The organism is Lentzea californiensis (genome assembly GCF_024648825.1).
Taxonomy (GTDB): Bacteria; Actinomycetota; Actinomycetes; order Mycobacteriales; family Pseudonocardiaceae; genus Lentzea; species Lentzea californiensis.
The window spans coordinates 65,264-82,394 of the sequence record NZ_JANBBE010000012.1 but is presented as its reverse complement, the minus strand read 5'-3'; the positions used below and the strand labels follow the sequence as shown (position 1 = coordinate 82,394).

Genomic DNA, 17,131 nt, shown 5'->3' with positions numbered 1-17,131 from the left:
CCCCCTTCTCGTCCTCGGTCGTTTGCCGTGTGGGAAACCCCCTTCACCCCTCTATCCGCTGCATCGGCTTTTGTGGCCCGGGCCACAGATGTCTCGGTTTGGACGGAATTCGAAGTGAAGCCTTTTCATGTTCACGTCCATGGTCGAGCCTTCACCCCATGCGCATCATCCCTGCACTCGCGCTGTTGTGGCTGCTGCTCGTCCCCGTGGACGCAGCCGCCGCTCCCAACGGCAACTACTACCTGCAAAGTGCCGTGACCGGCCAGAACGCCGCCGTCTCCGGCTCGTCCGTCGTCCAGCGCCGCCCCAAGGGCAACGAGGACCGCCAGCATTTCTCCTGGAACGGCAGCACCCTCTCCGAAGGCGGCCAGTGCCTCGGCCGCGCCGGCGACGCCGTCCAGATGGTCAGCTGCACCAGCGCGGAGGCCCAGTGGGTCGGGCTGCTCGACGACCAGGACAGGTACCGCTTCAAGGACCCCGGCGCCGACCGCTACCTGATCGCGTCCGGCACCGACCAGATCCGCGTCGGCACCGGCACCGACACGTGGTTCCTGACCCCGGTGACCCCGGTCCGCGTCCAGACCCCGGCCGACCCGCGCCTGGACGAGATGACGTTCCTGACCTCCCACAACGCCTACGCGAACGGCGTCGACGGCGGCTTCATGTTCGCCAACATCGCCCCGAACCAGTCACGCGGCATCGTGCAGCAGCTCAACGACGGCGTCCGCGGCTTCATGCTCGACATCCACCAGACCCCCGACGGCGCGATCCTCTGCCACAACAGCTGCACGGCCGTCAGCAGGCCGGTGGCGTTGAACGTCGACATCCAGCGCATCGTCGACTTCCTGAAGTCACGCCCCACCGAGATCGTCACGGTCTTCCTGGAGGACTACGTCTCCGCCGACGTCCTGCGCAACGAGCTCGCCCGTGTGCAGGGCCTCAACGACGTCCTGTTCCGCGCCGAAGGCGTGCGGGAGAACGGCTGGCCGACGTTGTCGCAGATGAGGACGTCCGGCAAGCGCCTGCTCATCTTCACCGACCACGGCCGCGACGGCCGCGAGAACTCCGGCGTGCTCTACCAGAAGGACTGGACGGTCGAGAACTACTGGTCGATGGGCTCCGGCACCGGCGCCTCCGACTGGTCCTGCTACTCCCGCTGGGGCGACAAGCCGCTCACCGCGGCGGAAACCGGCTTCCGCCCGCTGTTCGTGATGAACCACTTCCGCGACGTCCCGATGCAGGGCACCGCCGCCACGGACAACTCCAAGCTCGTCAACCGGGCCCAGCGCTTCTGCGAACCCGCGGCCCGCAAGACTCCGAACTACCTGGCCGTCGACTTCTACCACCTCAACACGCCGTCACTCCCGGCGGAACGCCACCCGTCCGGCGCCGGCTCCGTCGAACTGGCGGCCACCCCGGCCCTCTGCCTGGACAACGACAAGGGCGGCGCCGCCAACGGCAACCCGGTCCAGATCTGGACCTGCAACAACACCTACGCGCAGAAGTGGCGCGTAGTCGCCGACGGCACCATCGCCATCGCCGGCAGGTGCCTCGACATCGACAACGGCGGCACCGCCAACGGCACGAGCGTTCGGCTGTGGGAGTGCAACGGCACGGGCGCGCAGCAGTGGCGCGTGCGGTCCGACGGCTCCGTGCAGAACCCGCAGTCGGGGCTGTGCCTGGACAACCCCGGTGCGTCGACCACGCCCGGTACGCGCCTGAACATCTGGAGCTGCAACGGTTCCGCGGCCCAGGCCTGGAAGTTCCGCTAGACGCCGTTAGTTCTTGCGGCCGATGCCCACGTAGACGTCCTCCGGGCCGCCTTCTCCGGCCGGGCCGAGTTCCGGGTGCCAGTTCGGCGCCGGGACGACGCCCGGCTGGAGGACCTCCATGCCGGCGAACATGGGCTCGAACTCCGTGCGCGCACGGAAGTACATCGGGTCGCGGCTGTGTTTCATGGCCTCGACGACGGCGCCCATCTCGTCCGGCTTGAAGTCGGCGGTGAGGTGCGACAACGCGATGAGGCTGCCCTCCGGCACGGCGTCGCGGTAGCGGGCGACGACCTCGGCGGGGCCCTTGTCGTCCGAGACGAAGTGCAGCACGGCGATCATCAGCAGGCCGACGGGCTTCGAGAAGTCGATCAGGTCCTTCACGACCGGGTCGGACAGGACGTCGTCCGGGCGGCACATGTCCGCCTGCACGACACCCGCATTGTTGTTGCCCTCCAGGATGAGCTGGCTGTGCGAGACCGCCACTTCGTCGTAGTCCACGTACACGACTCGTGCGTCGGGGTTCTTCTGTTGCACGATCTCGTGGACGTTGCCGACCGTCGGGATGCCTGAGCCGAGGTCGAGGAACTGCGTGATGCCCTGTTCCATCATCAGCAGGACGGCACGGCGCATGAACGAGCGGTTCGACGCGGCGATCGCACGGCCTTCGCGCAGGATCTGCAGCACCTTGTCGCCGACCATGCGGTCCGACGCGAAGTTGTGGCCACCTCCCAGCAGGAAGTCGTAGACGCGTGCCGCGCTGGGCACGTCCGTGTTGATTCCCGCGGGCACCCAGGAGAAAGGCTCGGACATGCCGCAGAACTTACTCGTCTGCGCGCACGCGTGTGTCGGCCCGGATCCGGTGAAGCGTCATCCAGAACGCGCGAAACGGGCCGAGATCTGCTCTGCCAGCAGGAACGCGCCGGCTGCCCGGGCTTCCTGGTCGAGCCAGCGCAGGTGGTCCTCCGCGCGTGCCGAACGGAGGTTCCTGGCCGACTCCACGGCTTCCTCCGCGAATTCGGTCGCCGCGGGGAGGTCGCCCAGAGCGAGGTGGTTGCGGGCCAGCGCCGTCAACGTCAGGGTGCGTGCCCGGCCTTCGCCACATGTGCTCACCTTTGCGGCCAGAGAGGCAATGGCCTGCGCGGGATCGTTCAACGCGCGCCGGTCGGCCCAGGCGTTGTGCGCCGCCACGAAACCGAGCTGGAACGCCTTCAGCGCGTCGTCGGGTGCGTTGTGGTGCAGGAACATCCGGCCCGCGCGGGTCAGCACGGAAGCGATGAGCGCCTCGTTCTCCGCCTGCCGCGCCAGCGTCAGCGCCTTCGCGAAGTGCGGCAGGGCCGTGCCGGGCTGACCGCTGTCGAACGCGGTCCAGCCCGCCAGTTCGTGGACCTCGGCGACTGCGGTCCACGAGGTCTCGTCCACGACGATCATCGGTTCGACGGCGGCGAGGTGCTCCAGAACCGTGCTGTGGCAGGCGATGCCGCCGTAACGCTGGTCCAGCGTCCGCAACGCCTGGGTGCGCGCCGCGATCGCATCGGCCGAGATGCGGCGGGACGGCATCGCGGGCGGCAGCCAGTCGAACGTGGGCGCGCCGACCGTGATCCGGGCGGCGTGCTCCAGGAACCGTTGCCGCGCCTGGGAGTTCTCCCTGGCCAGCTCCTCGGCCTCGGGGAACCCGTCCGCCACGGCGGCCGTGCACCACTGCGCGGCCTCGGTTTCCTCGCCGAGTGCGAACAGGACGTGTGCCAGCCGCACGGCGGCGTCACCGAGGCGTTGGTCGGCGGCGACCCGGAAGTGCACGGCTGCCTCGCGCAGGCGACCGGCGCGTTCCGCGGCCTCTCCCAGGCGGTACTGCCGCTCGACGGCGTCGTCGAGCTCGAACTGGGCCAGCAGCTCACTCATCACTGCCTCCGAGGATCCGCCGCAGCTCGGCACGGCCGCGGGTGAGGTGCGTGCGCACGGTGGACTCGCCGACCACGAGCACCGCGGCGATCTCGCTGACCGAGTAGCCGAGCAGGTGGTGCAGCGCCACGGTCTCGCGGTGCCTGGGGGAGAGTTCGCGCAACGCCGCGTGCAGCGCTTCCACGTCGTGCGCCTGCTGAACGACCTCGGGCACCTCGGCCAGCGGCGTTTCGCGTTCGTACCGCTGCTGCCAGCGCCGCATCAGCCGTATGGCGACCTTGAGCACCCACGCCTCGGGCTTGTCGTACGCGTGGATGTCGCTCCATCGGTGCTGTGCGATCAGCATGGCGTCCTGCGCGATGTCCTCGACCGCGCGAGTGTCGCTGCTCAGAGCCGTCAGCGTCCTGGTGACCACGGGCAGGCACTCGCGGAAGAACTCCGCGAAGCCCAGATCCGGTGCGCTCAACGGCCTTCCCTTCAGCGTCCGCACATGTCGTTGACCGCCCTGGGGCGACCTTCACCGGTTACAGGCGTTGAAACCAGCGAAGGCTGACAGGGGGAAGGGAATTCACCCGTTCGGAGGGCCTACGGGAGAAGGTGGCGGAAGGCGGCGACCAGCAGCATTCGTTGTTGGTCGACGTCCAAGCCTTCGTTCAGCTCGTCGTCCTGGCGGTACTCCCGGTTGCCGGGGGAGCCGCGCCCGCCGAACGACTCGACGCGCACGGCGATGTCCACGACGTCCGACGCCAGTTCCACAACGGACTCGTCGTCGGGAATCGGTTCGTTCTGCTGGTACAACTCGTAGGAGAACCGCATCCCGATCGTGCCGTCGAACGTGATCTGCTCGGTCGGCAGCTGCATCGCGTCGAACACCGACCGGTACAACGAGGCGCCGGTGAGGTGCAGCGGGGTCATCACGACGTGCGTCGTGCCGAGGTCGTGGCTGCGCACCGAGATCGCGACGGTCGGGCCGTCCGGCTTCGGCGGGACCGGTTGCGGGAACACGGGAAGCTCCGACTTGCGGTCGGAGCGCCAGGTGGCGACGAGGCGGTCCGCGGCGTCCACTAGGTCGATGTGCTTGCGGGGCGCGAGGCGGGGCGGCAGCGGTTCCTCGTCCAGCCGCACGATGAACAGGAACGCGCGGCGGCGCGTCATCTCCCGGGTGAACGCCGCCGTCCACTCCACCGCCGGCTCGCGCCGCGGGGTGTTCGCCGACCACAGCAGGACGTGGTAGTCGGAGGTGGCCAGTGCCTCGTCGATGGCGGTGGCAGCGTTGTCACCGGGAGCGATCTCGTCCTCGGCCAGGTAGGCGTTGACGTTGCGGGACTCCAGTTCGGCACGGAGTTGCTCGGCGTGCGCACGGTCCTTTCCGGCGAACGACAGGAACACCTTGGGACGGGTTTCGAGCGGCACGGGGTCTCCGTTCTTCCTGAGTCTTCTGCGCAGCGGGCCCGCTGAGGTCTGGAAGCCCGCGTCGCCGTGCAGGGACCAGCACGCCCAGTCCGCCGGGTGCCGATCGGCGACTTCGACCAGCGCGTGCTGCAGGGCGCGATCTCGGGGGAGCTTCGCCAGGTGGCGGCCGAACGCGTCGAGCACCTGCCGTGCGGCCGTTTCCTCCGCCTGCCAGCGGGCGGCGACGACCGCGCCCGCCCCCGCGGACGTGACCGCGCGGACCACGCCGGACTCGCAGGCGCCGAGCACGACCGTGCCGCACGCGCTGAAGTCCATGTCTCCCAGCGTTTCCACGGACACCCGCTCGTCGGCGAACTGCAGCCACGACTGATCGAGGTTCATGCGGTCGTGCGCGGCCTGGGCGTCGATGCGGATGCGTTGGGAGCGGCCTTCTCCGAGCGTCCGCCGCAGCTGCGAGGCTTCCTTGCAGATCACCGCCTCTTCGCCCCTCTGCCTGCGGGCGCCGCGTTGTCTGGGCCGCAGCGCGGACAGGCACGGCAGGCTGGACAGCGCGTGGGTCATGCCGAGGAAGAGGTTCGTGCCGGGGACGGGCAGGCCGGCCAGCGGGACGTCCGCGAGGACTCCGCCCGCCACGACGACGAGCCTGGTCGCCTTGGGCGGCAGGGCCGCGACGACGTCCCGCAGTCCGATCAGGCCTGCCAGCTCGGCGAGCAACGCGCCGAGGATCGCTTTGTCGTACTTGGGTTTCCAGGACTTCAACCGGCGGATCGTGTCGGTGAGGTCGCCGATGTGGACGGCGGTCGTCACGTGCGTGACCTTGCGGCCGACGAGCACGTGGTGGAGCTGGTCCGGCGTCGCGTGCATCATCCACACGACCTGGTCCTTCGGCAGGTGCCTCGTCGTCCCGGCGAGCCAGCGCCTGGCGGCTGGCAGGTCGGCGAAACCCGGGAGCTCGCGCTGTCCGGTGGGACCCGGTCCGGCTCGGGCCGCCTCGACGGCGACCACCAGTCCCGCCAGCGCTTTGCGGCCGTCTCGCCGGGCCCGGCGAGCTGCGGCGCGCACGCGACCGTCGCGCACGTCGGGGGCCGCACGCAGCATCCGGAGCTTGACGCTGGGGCTGTCCCGGTGGTCGGCGAGGTCCTCCTCGACGCGGTGCGACTCGGCCCAGTGCCGGGCGGCCATGTCCTCATGGCCCGCGTCGGCGAACGTGTCACCGAGCTTGCGCAACGCCAGCGCGGTCAGTTCGGCGTGGCCGGCCCGGCTCGCGATCTCGAAGTGCCGCGCGGCCTGTTCGAGCCGGCCCTGCGCGTAGGCGAGCTCGGCGGCGGTCAGGTGCCACAGCGGCGAGTTCCCCTCGCCCAGCATGCCTTCTGCCTCGAGCAGCTCGTCCCGGGCGATCAGGCGGCGCACGTGCGTGAGCCGGCGTTCCGGCCTGAGCGTGTGGGTGGCGTCGGGGAGCTGCGAGATCACCTCGGGACCGGCCGCGGCGGCCAGTAGCGGGAAGAGCCTGCGGGCCGTGCCCGCCTGCCTGGTCATGACGAGCAGCACGGTCAGCTCGTACAGGACGGCGAACCGCAGCGCGGGTTCGATCTGGTAGCTGGTGGCGCACCTCGTCATCAACGCCAGCGCTTCCTCGTACCGGACCTCGCGCCGCAGCGCGGCGGCGCGTTGCAGGTACTCGGCCGGCGTGCGGGGAGTGCGGTCGCGGAGCTTCGAGACGCGGGTGCCCCTGCGCACGTCCAGCAGCAGCCGGTCCCTGCCGACGTGCTCCAGGTGCTCTGGCCGGCCGGCGCGGCGGAAGTGGCGTTCGGCGGCGTCGAGCTCGCTTTCCGCGGTGGGGTAGTCGTAGCGGTCCGCGGCGGCCAGCGCGGCGACTCTCGCGAGCCTCGCCTGTTCGAGTTCGGTGAGTTTCAGCTTCCGCAGCTCGCGGACGTCCCGTTCGGCGGCGACGTGATCCGTTGCGGCACTGCGGATCTGGGCCCGCAGGATCCTCAGGGTGGTGTCGTTGCCGGTGCTCAGGTACTCGTCGCAGCGCTGCGCGGCCTTCGCGACGGCACCGAGGTTGAGCAGGGTCGCGCAGTGGTCGTGGGCGACGGCCGGGCTGATCTTCGCTGCCTTCGCGTAGGCGAGGTCGACGCCGAGGACGTTGCCGCGCAGTGCGGCGGACCTGGCGGCCTTGACCGCGTCCGCGAGTGGGGTGCCTGGTTCGAAGTGCATCAGTTCCCGCAGCTCCGAGCGCCTGCACTGTCCTTTGTGGTCGGTTGACGGCCGGCGCAGCCGGTTGTGGTCCCGCCCATTGCTCCGTCTGATCGCAACGGCGGGCGCGTGGCCGCCGTGAAAGGCGTTCGTTGGCGCATGCACGATCCTCCGTGCGTCGCAGGTTAACGATCCAGACGGCCCACAGATCGTTTGTCCACTTTCTGTCAACGAACTGCTCAAACGATCTTGTCGGTGCTCCTCGGCACACTGGATCCACCACCGATCCGAGGAGACCGTCATGTGCTGGAGCTGCGACCACCCCGCCGGCCGCATGGAAGAACACCTGGCCACCCTGCGCCGCTGCATCGACGTGCGGGGCTGGGCCGTGCAGGCGATCGAACGGGACCGGGCCCATCCACCCTGGGCCTACACCGTCGGCCTGACCCCGCGCGGTCTCCCGGAACTCGTCGTGACGGGCATGGCCGTCCTGGAAGCGGGCCGCCTGCTCGACGACATGGCCGAACACCTGGTGCACAGCTGCCTGCCCGCACCCGGCCACCGCTTCACCGTGCCGGGCGGCCCCCTGCTGGAGGTCGTCCGCGTGGCGCGCCCCTGGGCCCACCTGCTGGTGTCCGCGCGGCTGTACGGCGAGGGCATCGAGGCCTTGCAGCTAGTGCACGCCGACGACTCCGGGCGCTGGCCCTGGGACGGCGCCTACGAGGGGGTGGTGGGAGGCCAGCCGGTGCTGGGGGTGAGAGCGGGGTCGCCCGGCGGATGAGCCGCGCCCCGGTGCGGGGGACCGCCTTCCTCGTGGCCCCCAGGCGACACGTCCTCAGCCATGTGAAGTCCAGGGCTCAGCCCACCGCCCGGCCGATCCGCTCGCCGAGCCCCCGCAGGTGTGCCACCAGTTCGTCGGGCCCGTGCACCATGAAGTCGCACCCCAGCAGCGTCAGGCGGAACGCGAGGTAGTCGATCGTGTCCTCGACGCTGTGCCAGGAGCACGAACCGTCGTCGACCGCGGTCAGGTCACCGGCGAAGTCCGCCAGCCGAGCCCTGGCCAGTTCCAAGGGCAGCCGCAGGGTCGCGCGGGCCCGGAAGGTCGGGGCCGAGTCGTACATCTTCCGCGTCACGAACTCCGTCGCGTCCCCGCCGGGCGGCACGCGGGGTGTGAAGCGGGCACCGGTGGCCAGGGCGGCTGACACGCGGTCCAGCCGGAAGATCCGCCAGTCGTCACGGTCCACGTCGAAAGCGAGGAGGTACCAGCGCCGGCCGAGCGCTACCAGCTGAATGGGCTCCACGTGCCGTTTCGACAGCACGTTCTCGTTGGCGACGTAGGCGAACCGCACCCGTTCCCGGGCGGCGACCGCGCCGGCGATCACGGTCAGCTGACCGGGGTCGACCAGCGCGGCGTACGAGGCCGGGGCGGGAGCGGTGGCCGACGTGAGCGACGAGACGCGCCGGGCCAGCCGGGGCGGCAGCACCTGCTGCAGCTTCGCCAGGGCACGCAACGACGCCTCGGCGATGCCCGCCACCGGTTGCCGGGCGGCGGTGCGCAGGCCGACGGCGATGGCCACGGCCTCCTCGTCGTCGAGCAGCAACGGGGGCATCGCCGCACCCGCGCCGAGCCGGTACCCGCCGAGCACGCCCATCGAAGCCTCGACGGGATAACCGAGGTCGCGCAGCCGGTCGATGTCGCGCCGCACCGTTCGCGGCGTGACCTCCAGCCGGGCCGCGAGTTCGCTACCGGGCCACTCGCGCGGTGTCTGCAGCAACGACAGCAGGCGCAACAACCGGGCCGCATCACTCATGCCGCGAACCTAGCCGTGAACTAGGACCGATGTCGTCCTACATGCCTCATACGGTCGTCCTGACGAGCAAAGGGGAGACCGGATGAACATCGTGCCCGAGGGCTACCACACCGTGACGCCGTGGCTGATCAGCCGAGGCAGGACGGCAGAGCTGATCGACTTCATCACCGAGGTGTTCGACGCCACCGAACTGGGCCGCGTCGGCGAGGCGCCGGAGATCGGCCACGCCGAGGTCCGCATCGGCGACTCGGTCGTGATGCTGTTCGACCAGCCGAACTGGCAGCCCACGCCCGCGTTCCTGCGCCTCTACGTCGCCGACGACGCGACCACGCTCAAGCGCGCCGTGGAACGAGGCAGCAGGGTCGTCACCGAGCCCACCGAGCTGTTCTGGGGAGACCGGGTCAGCAGGTTCGCCGACCCGTTCGGCAACCTGTGGTGGCTGCACCAGCGGGTCGCCGAGCCCACCGGGGCCGAGTTGGAGGCCAGGATGGCGGACCCGAAGTTCGTCGAGGCCATGACCTACGTGCAGAGTGCGGAGTTCACTCCGCAGACGTGACCCAGTCCGCCACCTGTCCGCTGTCCGGCGCGTCGAACAGCGGCAGCAGCACCAGGTCCTGCGCCAGCGGAACGACGAGACCGCTCACCAGCACGCCGGCGCGAGCGATGGCGGCCTGAAGGCGGTACGCGTCAGCCGGTGACCCGGTCCCGTTCGGCCGCGGTCAGCGTCGGCTCCGGTGCCGCCGACCGCGGGCCGCGCAGGGTCGCCCAGATCATCTTGGGCTTGACCAGGTTCGCCATCGGCGCGGACAACGTGAAGGCGTCCAGGAACGCCCGCGTCACCGGCGCCTCCGTGGTCGCCGTGCGCACGAGCCGGTCCACATAGCGCTGCAGCACCCGGCCGGCCAGCGGCAACGGCTTCCCGACCGCGCCGGGGTACAGGATGTCCTGGTTGGTCGCCATCGCCCAGGCCCCGTCGACCACCTTGCCGATGCCGCGCTGGACCTGCTGCGCGGAGTGCCCGGCCGCGAGACCGGCGTCCAGTGCCTGCGCGCTCTGCGCCGCGACCGACATGCCGTGCCCGTAGACGGGGTTGTAGGTGGCCACCGAGTCGCCCAGCGCCAGCAGGCCGCGCGGCCACGACTTCAAGCGCTCGAAGAACATCCGCCGGTTCGCGGTGCTGTGCGACCCGTACACCGGCGACAGCGGCTCGGCCGCGGCGATCAGCTCGCCCACGACCGGGTTGCGCACCGAGCGGGCGAAGGCGACGAACTCCGACTCGTCGGTCGACGGCTCGCCGCCGCGCGTCCCGGACAGCGTGACCAGCCACTTGCCGTCCTCGATGGGCAGCAGGGTCGCGGTGCGACCTGGGAAGGGATCACGCGGGTTCGCCTGCACGTTGACGATCGGGAAACCGGAGGCGGCCGTAGGCGGCGCCTGGAAGATCCGCGTGGCGTAGGCGAGTCCGGAGTCGACGCTCTCGGAGTGCACGGCTGGCAGGCCGAAGTCCACCAGCCAGGCGGGCAGCCGGGAGCCGCGCCCGGTCGCGTCCACGACCAGGTCGGCCTCCAGCGAGATCTGCTCGCGGGAGATCCGGTCCTCGACCAGCACCCCGGTCACCGCCTGCTCGTCACCGAGCAGCGACACCGGTTCGGTGCCGGTCAGCACCGAGATCTTGTTGTCCCGCAACGCCTGGCTGCGCACCACCCAGTCCAGCAGCCCGCGGCTGCACGAGACGATGAACTGCATCTCGGGGAACCGCGGCACCCAGCCCTGGGCGCTCAGCGACACCAGGTCGTTCGGCACGCCGACCCGGTGCGCCCCGGCGGCGAACAGCGCGTCCAGCGTGCCCGGCAGCAACGACTCGATCGCCCGCGCGCCACCGGACATCAGCAGGTGCGCGTGGCGGGCCTGGGGCACGCCGGAACGCGGCGAGGGGCCGTCCGGCAGCTTGTCGCGCTCCACCACGGTGACCTCGTCGAAGTGCCGGACGAGGACGGACGCCGTGAGCATGCCCGCGAGTCCACCGCCGAGGACTACGGCGTGTGTGGGTGCCATCTCTAATCCATTCCCCCTGCTGTTTGCACGCGTGCCGCGCCGGCGACGGCGGCGTCGACGATCGGCGAGTGCTGGTACGCACGCGAGATCCGGACCCACCTGTCGTGCTCGGCGGCGAGGTCGGTGCCGTCGACGATCACCGAGGCGGGACGGCGTTCGGGTGCCCGCGCGCGGCCGTCGGACGAGCCCGCGGCGCGCAGCTGGGCGGCCTCCACGACGGCGGCCAGTTCGTCGGTGGGCAGCGCGGCCTGGCGTGCGAGGGACGTCGCGGCCTCGCCGATGCTCAGGTCGAAGTACGGCGTGAGCGCCCAGCGCCAGTCGTTGAGCTCGATGATCTGCCGGCGCACGCGGTGGTGCGGGTTGAGGAACTTGCCCGGCGCCACCAGCACGATGCCGGGGTTCACGTGCACCAGTGCGCGGTGCAGCGGCCGCAGCGCGAAGTACGTGCGCCAGCGCCGCACCCACAGCGAGGGCGACGGGCGGCGCGGCCCGAAGACCGGCAGCGCCATCGCGATCACCAGCGGGATCATGCTCAGCGACGCCATCAGCGGCGCCGTCGTGCTCAGCACGTCGAAGCTGCGCTCGCCGGCCCAGTCCATCAGCAGCACGAACAGCTTGATGACCGCGAACGCCATGGGGAACAGCGCCGCGGCGCAGTACCAGCGCAGCCCGAGGCGGAGCCACGGCCGTGCGGAGATCGCCTGGTCCCGCGAGCCCTGCCAGCAGTGGTAGGCCTGACCGCCGCAGCCGACCATGGTCGCGACGAGGTAGATGAACAGGAAGACCGCGATCGTCGGCTGCGTCGCGTAGTAGGTGTCGAAGTCGACCTGGCGTTCCTCGTCGACCTCGGACTTGAAGAACAGCACGACCATCGCCGCGACGATCGTGCTGTAGCTGACGAGGATCAGCCGGACCCGTTGCCACGCCTGGGCCGCCGGGTACCGCCAGTACAGCACCAGCGCGAACGCCGCTCCGGCGAAGCAGACCACCAGGCTGTAGACGAGCAGGGCGGCGAAGTTCGGCACGCCGCTCGTCCAGTTGATCCAGGCGATGTTCGCGGGGGCGGCGAAGAGCAGGGCGAACGCGGAGAAGAACACCGTCGAGATGAGCGCGACGACACGGGGACTGCCCCAGCTCGACCGCAGCGCGCGGATCTTGTACGCGAGGAGGAACAGACCGACGATGCCGCAGGAGAGGTAGATCAGGTTAAAGATCGCCACGACGCACCCAGCGAGATCTTCCTTCGAGCGACTCGGCCACCCGGCGCACGTGCGCGGGCTCCTCGGTGGTGGCCGTGTCCGCCCAGACCCGGTGCTCCGTCAGCCTTTCCAGCAGGTGGTCGGCGAGGTTCTCGGCCTCGCGCTCCTCGTCCTCGGTCAGCGTCGTCCGCCCGGCGATGATCTTCGCCATCCGCGGCAGCAGGTGCGGCGCGAGCCTGCGCATGCCCTCGTCGCGGGTGAGCGCGACGGGCTGGTGCTCGAGCAGCACGTGCGCGAACTCGTGCAGCAGCACGTGCAGGCGGTGGTACCAGGACGGGGAGTCGGCGCAGATGACGAGATACGTGCCGTTCTCGAGCAACGCGGTCGCACCGCTGAGGCAGACCGCGTTCGTGATGGCGGCGAAGCGGACGTCGACAGCACGCCCGAGCCGTTCGCTCATCAGCTCGCAGACCCGGCGGCTCGCCTCCTGGTGCGTGGCGTCGGGCGGCAGGTCGAGGTCCCGGGCGACCTCGTCGACCAGCTTGCGCAGTTTCCTGCGGTTCACCCGTCGCCTCCTCTCGATGTCGTCTGCAGCGATCCAAGCAGAGATCTTCACGCCGTCGTCGTCATCAAGTCCGGTCCGCGGACGGACGGCGGCTGTTCAGTGGGAACGACCAGCCTTCGCCGACTTCGAGCGCCTGCCGGAACCCTTCTACCGCAGCGGCCCTGGCCTGCGGGGACAGATCGCCGGTGTGTTCGGCCAGACGGGTGACGAACTCGACGACGCCGAGTTCGCGCAGGGCGAGGAAGTCCGTCAGCTCCGAGTCGACCCGTGCCGCCAGGTCGTCGTCGAAGAAGTACGCCGGATCGGCGCCGAAGTGGTCGGCCAGGCCGAGGATGTGCTTGAGCCGCGGGTTGTCGCTGGTGTTGCTCAGCAGTTCGCGGATGTAGCTGGCGGAGATGCTGCCGAACTGGCCGGACGAGCTGATCGCGGTCGCGACCTCCTCCGGTGACCAGGGGCCGCGGTCCGGCGGGTGCACGGCCTCGAAGAGCGTGCTCAACGCCGTGGGGCGCCAACCGGGCTGTTCTGCCGTGTGCAGCTCACGGCGACCGTTCAGGAACGCCGCGGGGTGCACGCCGAGTGCGCCGGCGAGGTCGACGATCGCCTGGCACGTCGGGTTGTCCTTGACGCCGAGCCGCAGCTGCGAGATGTAGCCGTGCCCGATGTCCCCGCCCCGCGACTTCACCGCGGCGGCGAGCGCTACGTTGGTGACCTTGCCCCGGCCGTCGGGCGGGTTGTTGCACAGCTCGTTGAGGACCTCGGCGAACGGCCTCACGCCACACCTCCGCTGGAGCGACCAAGGGCCCGGGGATCTTTCCACTGTTGTGGAACCAAGAGAGCATATGGCATCACAAGGGTTGAAACCACCTGTCGGTAGCCCTATGATCACACTCCGCCGCTTGCACTGATGTGTCGCGTTTGATCCGAACGACGTCACCTCAGTTGAAAGGGGCAGATCGGGCCGGTCAGAGCTGAAGTCTGGGGGGACTCATGGCGACTGTGCGGATGGGGCTACCGGTGGACCACGGTTCTCTGCGCCTGCACGACGAGAGCGCTCCCTCGCGCTGTAATTCGTGCGCACAACCCGTTGGCGCGTGGGCAACTGACCGCTTGACGGGCCTCCTCGGCCGTTGGGGCTGGGACGACCAGGCGCCCGCGACGTACCGCCGCGCCCAGCGCCGCTGGGAACAGGTCGCGCTGCTCATGATCGACCTCGACCGCTTCAAGAAGATCAACGACGAGTACGGCCACCCCGCCGGCGACGTGGTGCTGAGCGACGTCGCCGCCGTGCTGACCGCTCACACTCGCCCGACGGACCTCGTGTGCCGCCACGGTGGCGATGAGTTCCTCGTGCTGCTGCCCCGCACCACGGGCGGAGAAGCGGCCATGGTGGCCGAACGCATCCTGCGCGGCATCCGCGCACTGCAGACCGAGATCACCACGAACGACGGCTACCACGTCACCCTGCACGGCCAGACGGCGTCCATCGGCGTCGCGTCGCACGTGCCCACCGCCGAGGACACGCTGATCGACCTGGTCCGCGACACCGACGCGGCCCTGCAGCGCGCCAAGCGAGGCGGCCGGGCCCGCGTCCAGCTCCACGACCCGAGCACGTTCGCCACCGAGCGCAAGGCGGACTCCGCGGCCCTGCACCACCTGCTCGCGTTGCAGGACCTGATGAGCAGCGACCAGCTGCCTCAGGTCCTCGTCACGCTGTCCGACGGCGCCAAGAACGCGGAAGAGCTGCTCTCGATCCTCGGCCCGAAGGTGATCCTCACGCTGGAACGCCTGCAGGACAACGGCTTCGTACTCCGCCGCGCGGCCCGCTACGAACTCACGGCCGCCGCCCGCGAGTGGATCACGGACGTGCTGCCGGCCGTCGCCGCGTGGACGAACCGCCACCACGGCCTGGTCCACTAGGACGTCACCTGCGTGTAGTGCCTTGCCCCGATCAGTCATATTCGCGGAGGCATGCCGGTGAGCGGGTGTTTTGGAGGCGTACTAAGTCGTAGCGTGGGCCTGGGGTGATGCCGGATGGCAAGAGTCGAGAACACCGTGTCCGGGGCCTCCTGCGGGAACGTGGTGCAGGCCGGATCGATCGGAACGGTGCACGTCCATTCCGGATCACCTGGAAAACCTGTGCCGCAACAGCTTCCGCCGGCACCCAGGCTGTTCGTCAGCCGGGCGGGCGAGCTGACCGAGCTCGACAGGTGGCACGAGCGCGCAGACCACCAGTTGCTCGTCGTCGTCAGCGGACCAGGCGGTGTCGGCAAGACCTCGTTGGCGCTGAGATGGCTGCACGACACGCGTGGCCAGTTCCCCGACGGACAGTTGTACGTCGATCTGGGCGCCCACGCGCAAGCCGCGCAGCCCGACGACGTGCTCGAGTGGTTCCTCGGTGCGCTCGGCGTCGAGGTGGTGCCTCCGACACTGGCCCAGCGGCAGGCGCTGTTCCGGTCGCTGACCGCCGACAAGTCGTTCGCGGTCCTGCTGGACAACGCCGCCAGCGCGGCACAGGTCAGGCCGCTGCTCCCGGCGTCGCCGAGCTGTGCGGTGGTGGTGACCAGCCGCTGGAGGCTCAGCCCGCTCGCCATGGACGGCGCCCGGTTCATCGAGGTCGACCCGATGGACCTGCGGGACTCGGTCGAGCTCCTGGAGCGGGTGGTGGGGGAGCCCAGGCTCGCCGTGGAGGCCGACGCGGCACGGGAGCTCGCGCGGCTGTGCGGCGGAATGCCGATCGCACTCGGGGTGATCGGTGCACGGCTGTCGCGGCGGCCGCGGCGCACGCTGGCCAAGGAGGTCGACGAGCTGAGCGCGGAGAACCGCCGGCTCGCCGGTCTGGACCTCGGCGGCGGCGCCACGTCGGTGAGCGCGGTGCTCGATCTGTCCTATGTGGAGCTTCCGTCGCGTCAGGCCCGGCTCTACCGCCTGACGTCATGGCATCCGGGTATCAGCTTCGGCGTGGAGGCCGCGGCGGCGATGCTCGCGGAGGACGTCGGTGAGGTCGAGGACGACCTCGACGACCTGGTGGAGAAGAACCTCCTCATCGAAGCCGGTGACGACCGGTTCCGGTTCCACGACCTCCTGCGCCTCCACGCGCGCGGGCAGGACGACGCCGAACGCGAGGAGGCGGTCCACCGGGGTGTGGAGTTCTACCTCGACAAGGCGGTCGTCGCGGATTCGGCCGCGATCCCCGGCCGGCCGCGCGTCGGTCCGCGCTTCAAGTCCGCCGATCCGGACGTGTTCGCCTCACGAGCGGAGGCGCTGGACTGGCTCGACCACGAACGCGACAACCTCGTGCAGTCGTTGCGCGTCGCCGACGACCACGGCTGGCCGGATCTGGTCTGGCAACTGGCCGAGGCGATGTTCGCGCTGTTCCAGCGCCGGCACCACTACTCGGACTGGTTGTGGACCCACGAACTCGGCGTGCGTGCCGCGCAGTCGTGCGGCGAGAGGACCGCCGAAGCCAGGCTGCGCAACCAGCTCGCCGTCGCGTTGCGCAACCTCGGACGTCTCGACGAGGCGGCCACCCAGATCCGGACCGTGCTCGGCCTCGCGGGCGACCACGACCTCGGCAGCAGGGCGACCGCGTTGGTGCAGCTCGGCTACACCTACAAGTTGAAGGGCGAGTTCGAGATCGCGCTCCGGTACTTCCGCGAGGCCGTCGACGTGGAGACCCTCCACGAGCGGACCCGCGGCATCGGCCTCGCCCGGCGGCGCGTCGGTGAGGTGCTCGTCGAGATGGGCCGCCTCGACGAGGCGATCACCGAACTCAGGGAGTGCGTGACGCTCCTCGACAACGTCGTCGACAAGGCGCGCGCACGGATGTTCCTTTCCCGTGCGCTTCTCCACTCGGACCGGCACGACGAGGCCGCGCGCCTGGCAGACGGCGTGCTCGCCGACGTTCGTGACGCTGGTTCACCGGTGCACGTCGCCGATGCCCTCGAGCTCAAGGGTGAGATCGCCGAGCGGCAGCGCGAGCTCGTGCACGCTCGTGACCACTACCGCTCCGCTCTGGCCTGCTACGGCGAATCCTTCGATCCCAGCGCCGACCGCCTCCGGGACCGGCTCGCGGCGCTGGATCGGCACCACGACGAGCGAACACCCGACGTACCGCGACAGCAACAGCCCGGCGACCGCGAGCGCGATCTCGGCTGACGGCTCGGGTCCGGCCAGCAGCACGTCCGCCAGTGTCCGCCACCTCGGTGCCGCCCGGTCGCCGCG

Annotated in this window: 14 protein-coding genes; 5 read left to right on the top strand and 9 right to left on the bottom strand. The window is 70.2% G+C overall.

Annotation, left to right across the window (positions count from 1 at the left end; translation table 11 throughout):
- Window positions 1-158: 158 nt before the first annotated feature.
- Window positions 159-1,772, top strand: a complete 1,614-nt coding sequence (locus tag LX88_RS33860; protein ID WP_258951862.1) for a ricin-type beta-trefoil lectin domain protein — start codon at window positions 159-161, stop codon at window positions 1,770-1,772.
- A gap of 6 nt (window positions 1,773-1,778) precedes the next feature.
- Here LX88_RS33860 and LX88_RS33855 read toward each other — a convergent pair whose 3' ends face one another.
- From LX88_RS33855 to LX88_RS33840, 4 genes are all read right to left on the bottom strand, one after another.
- The gene (locus LX88_RS33855) at window positions 1,779-2,582 is read right to left on the bottom strand and encodes an SAM-dependent methyltransferase (protein ID WP_258951861.1); all 804 of its coding nucleotides are present in this window, start codon (window positions 2,580-2,582) and stop codon (window positions 1,779-1,781) included.
- A gap of 57 nt (window positions 2,583-2,639) precedes the next feature.
- Window positions 2,640-3,671 carry an NsdA family TPR-like regulatory protein gene (locus LX88_RS33850; protein ID WP_258951860.1) on the bottom strand — a complete coding sequence of 344 codons (1,032 nt, stop codon included), beginning with the start codon at window positions 3,669-3,671 and terminating at the stop codon, window positions 2,640-2,642.
- Window positions 3,664-4,137 (bottom strand): RNA polymerase sigma factor, encoded by a 474-nt coding sequence (locus LX88_RS33845; protein WP_258951859.1) that lies wholly within the window; start codon window positions 4,135-4,137, stop codon window positions 3,664-3,666. The genes LX88_RS33850 and LX88_RS33845 overlap by 8 nt, the downstream gene beginning before the upstream one ends.
- A 119-nt stretch (window positions 4,138-4,256) precedes the next feature.
- The gene (locus tag LX88_RS33840; RefSeq protein ID WP_258951858.1) at window positions 4,257-7,301 is read right to left on the bottom strand and encodes a TIR domain-containing protein; all 3,045 of its coding nucleotides are present in this window, start codon (window positions 7,299-7,301) and stop codon (window positions 4,257-4,259) included.
- 280 nt (window positions 7,302-7,581) lie between these two features.
- On the opposite strand from LX88_RS33840, the gene LX88_RS33835 reads away from it, so the two are divergent.
- The gene (locus LX88_RS33835; RefSeq protein ID WP_258951857.1) at window positions 7,582-8,061 is read left to right on the top strand and encodes a DUF4262 domain-containing protein; all 480 of its coding nucleotides are present in this window, start codon (window positions 7,582-7,584) and stop codon (window positions 8,059-8,061) included.
- Between the two features lie 76 nt (window positions 8,062-8,137).
- Here the strand turns inward: LX88_RS33835 and LX88_RS33830 are convergent, their stop codons facing one another.
- Window positions 8,138-9,091, bottom strand: coding sequence for a helix-turn-helix transcriptional regulator (locus tag LX88_RS33830; protein ID WP_258951856.1), 954 nt, complete (start codon window positions 9,089-9,091; stop codon window positions 8,138-8,140).
- An 82-nt stretch (window positions 9,092-9,173) separates the two neighbouring features.
- On the opposite strand from LX88_RS33830, the gene LX88_RS33825 reads away from it, so the two are divergent.
- Window positions 9,174-9,647 (top strand): VOC family protein, encoded by a 474-nt coding sequence (locus tag LX88_RS33825; protein WP_258951855.1) that lies wholly within the window; start codon window positions 9,174-9,176, stop codon window positions 9,645-9,647.
- 131 nt (window positions 9,648-9,778) lie between these two features.
- Here the strand turns inward: LX88_RS33825 and LX88_RS33820 are convergent, their stop codons facing one another.
- The 4 genes from LX88_RS33820 to LX88_RS33805 all read right to left on the bottom strand — a co-directional run bounded on the left by LX88_RS33820 (window position 9,779) and on the right by LX88_RS33805 (window position 13,682).
- Window positions 9,779-11,146 carry an FAD-dependent oxidoreductase gene (locus tag LX88_RS33820; protein ID WP_258951854.1) on the bottom strand — a complete coding sequence of 456 codons (1,368 nt, stop codon included), beginning with the start codon at window positions 11,144-11,146 and terminating at the stop codon, window positions 9,779-9,781.
- A gap of 2 nt (window positions 11,147-11,148) precedes the next feature.
- Window positions 11,149-12,366 carry an MAB_1171c family putative transporter gene (locus LX88_RS33815; RefSeq protein ID WP_258951853.1) on the bottom strand — a complete coding sequence of 406 codons (1,218 nt, stop codon included), beginning with the start codon at window positions 12,364-12,366 and terminating at the stop codon, window positions 11,149-11,151.
- Window positions 12,353-12,910, bottom strand: a complete 558-nt coding sequence (locus tag LX88_RS33810; RefSeq protein WP_258951852.1) for a hypothetical protein — start codon at window positions 12,908-12,910, stop codon at window positions 12,353-12,355. The genes LX88_RS33815 and LX88_RS33810 overlap by 14 nt, the downstream gene beginning before the upstream one ends.
- A gap of 64 nt (window positions 12,911-12,974) precedes the next feature.
- The gene (locus LX88_RS33805) at window positions 12,975-13,682 is read right to left on the bottom strand and encodes a hypothetical protein (protein WP_258951851.1); all 708 of its coding nucleotides are present in this window, start codon (window positions 13,680-13,682) and stop codon (window positions 12,975-12,977) included.
- A gap of 335 nt (window positions 13,683-14,017) precedes the next feature.
- On the opposite strand from LX88_RS33805, the gene LX88_RS33800 reads away from it, so the two are divergent.
- The gene (locus LX88_RS33800) at window positions 14,018-14,827 is read left to right on the top strand and encodes a GGDEF domain-containing protein (protein ID WP_258951850.1); all 810 of its coding nucleotides are present in this window, start codon (window positions 14,018-14,020) and stop codon (window positions 14,825-14,827) included.
- 219 nt (window positions 14,828-15,046) lie between these two features.
- The gene (locus LX88_RS33795; protein ID WP_258951849.1) at window positions 15,047-17,065 is read left to right on the top strand and encodes a tetratricopeptide repeat protein; all 2,019 of its coding nucleotides are present in this window, start codon (window positions 15,047-15,049) and stop codon (window positions 17,063-17,065) included.
- Window positions 17,066-17,131: the final 66 nt, after the last annotated feature.

Bases quoted from the DNA above. Each gene is read 5' to 3' on its own strand.
- LX88_RS33860 (WP_258951862.1), top strand. From the start codon at position 159: ATGCGCATCATCCCTGCACTCGCGCTGTTGTGGCTGCTGCTCGTCCCC.
- LX88_RS33855 (WP_258951861.1), bottom strand. From the start codon at position 2,582: ATGTCCGAGCCTTTCTCCTGGGTGCCCGCGGGAATCAACACGGACGTG.
- LX88_RS33850 (WP_258951860.1), bottom strand. From the start codon at position 3,671: ATGAGTGAGCTGCTGGCCCAGTTCGAGCTCGACGACGCCGTCGAGCGG.
- LX88_RS33840 (WP_258951858.1), bottom strand. From the start codon at position 7,301: ATGCACTTCGAACCAGGCACCCCACTCGCGGACGCGGTCAAGGCCGCC.
- LX88_RS33835 (WP_258951857.1), top strand. From the start codon at position 7,582: ATGTGCTGGAGCTGCGACCACCCCGCCGGCCGCATGGAAGAACACCTG.
- LX88_RS33830 (WP_258951856.1), bottom strand. From the start codon at position 9,091: ATGAGTGATGCGGCCCGGTTGTTGCGCCTGCTGTCGTTGCTGCAGACA.
- LX88_RS33825 (WP_258951855.1), top strand. From the start codon at position 9,174: ATGAACATCGTGCCCGAGGGCTACCACACCGTGACGCCGTGGCTGATC.
- LX88_RS33820 (WP_258951854.1), bottom strand. From the start codon at position 11,146: ATGGCACCCACACACGCCGTAGTCCTCGGCGGTGGACTCGCGGGCATG.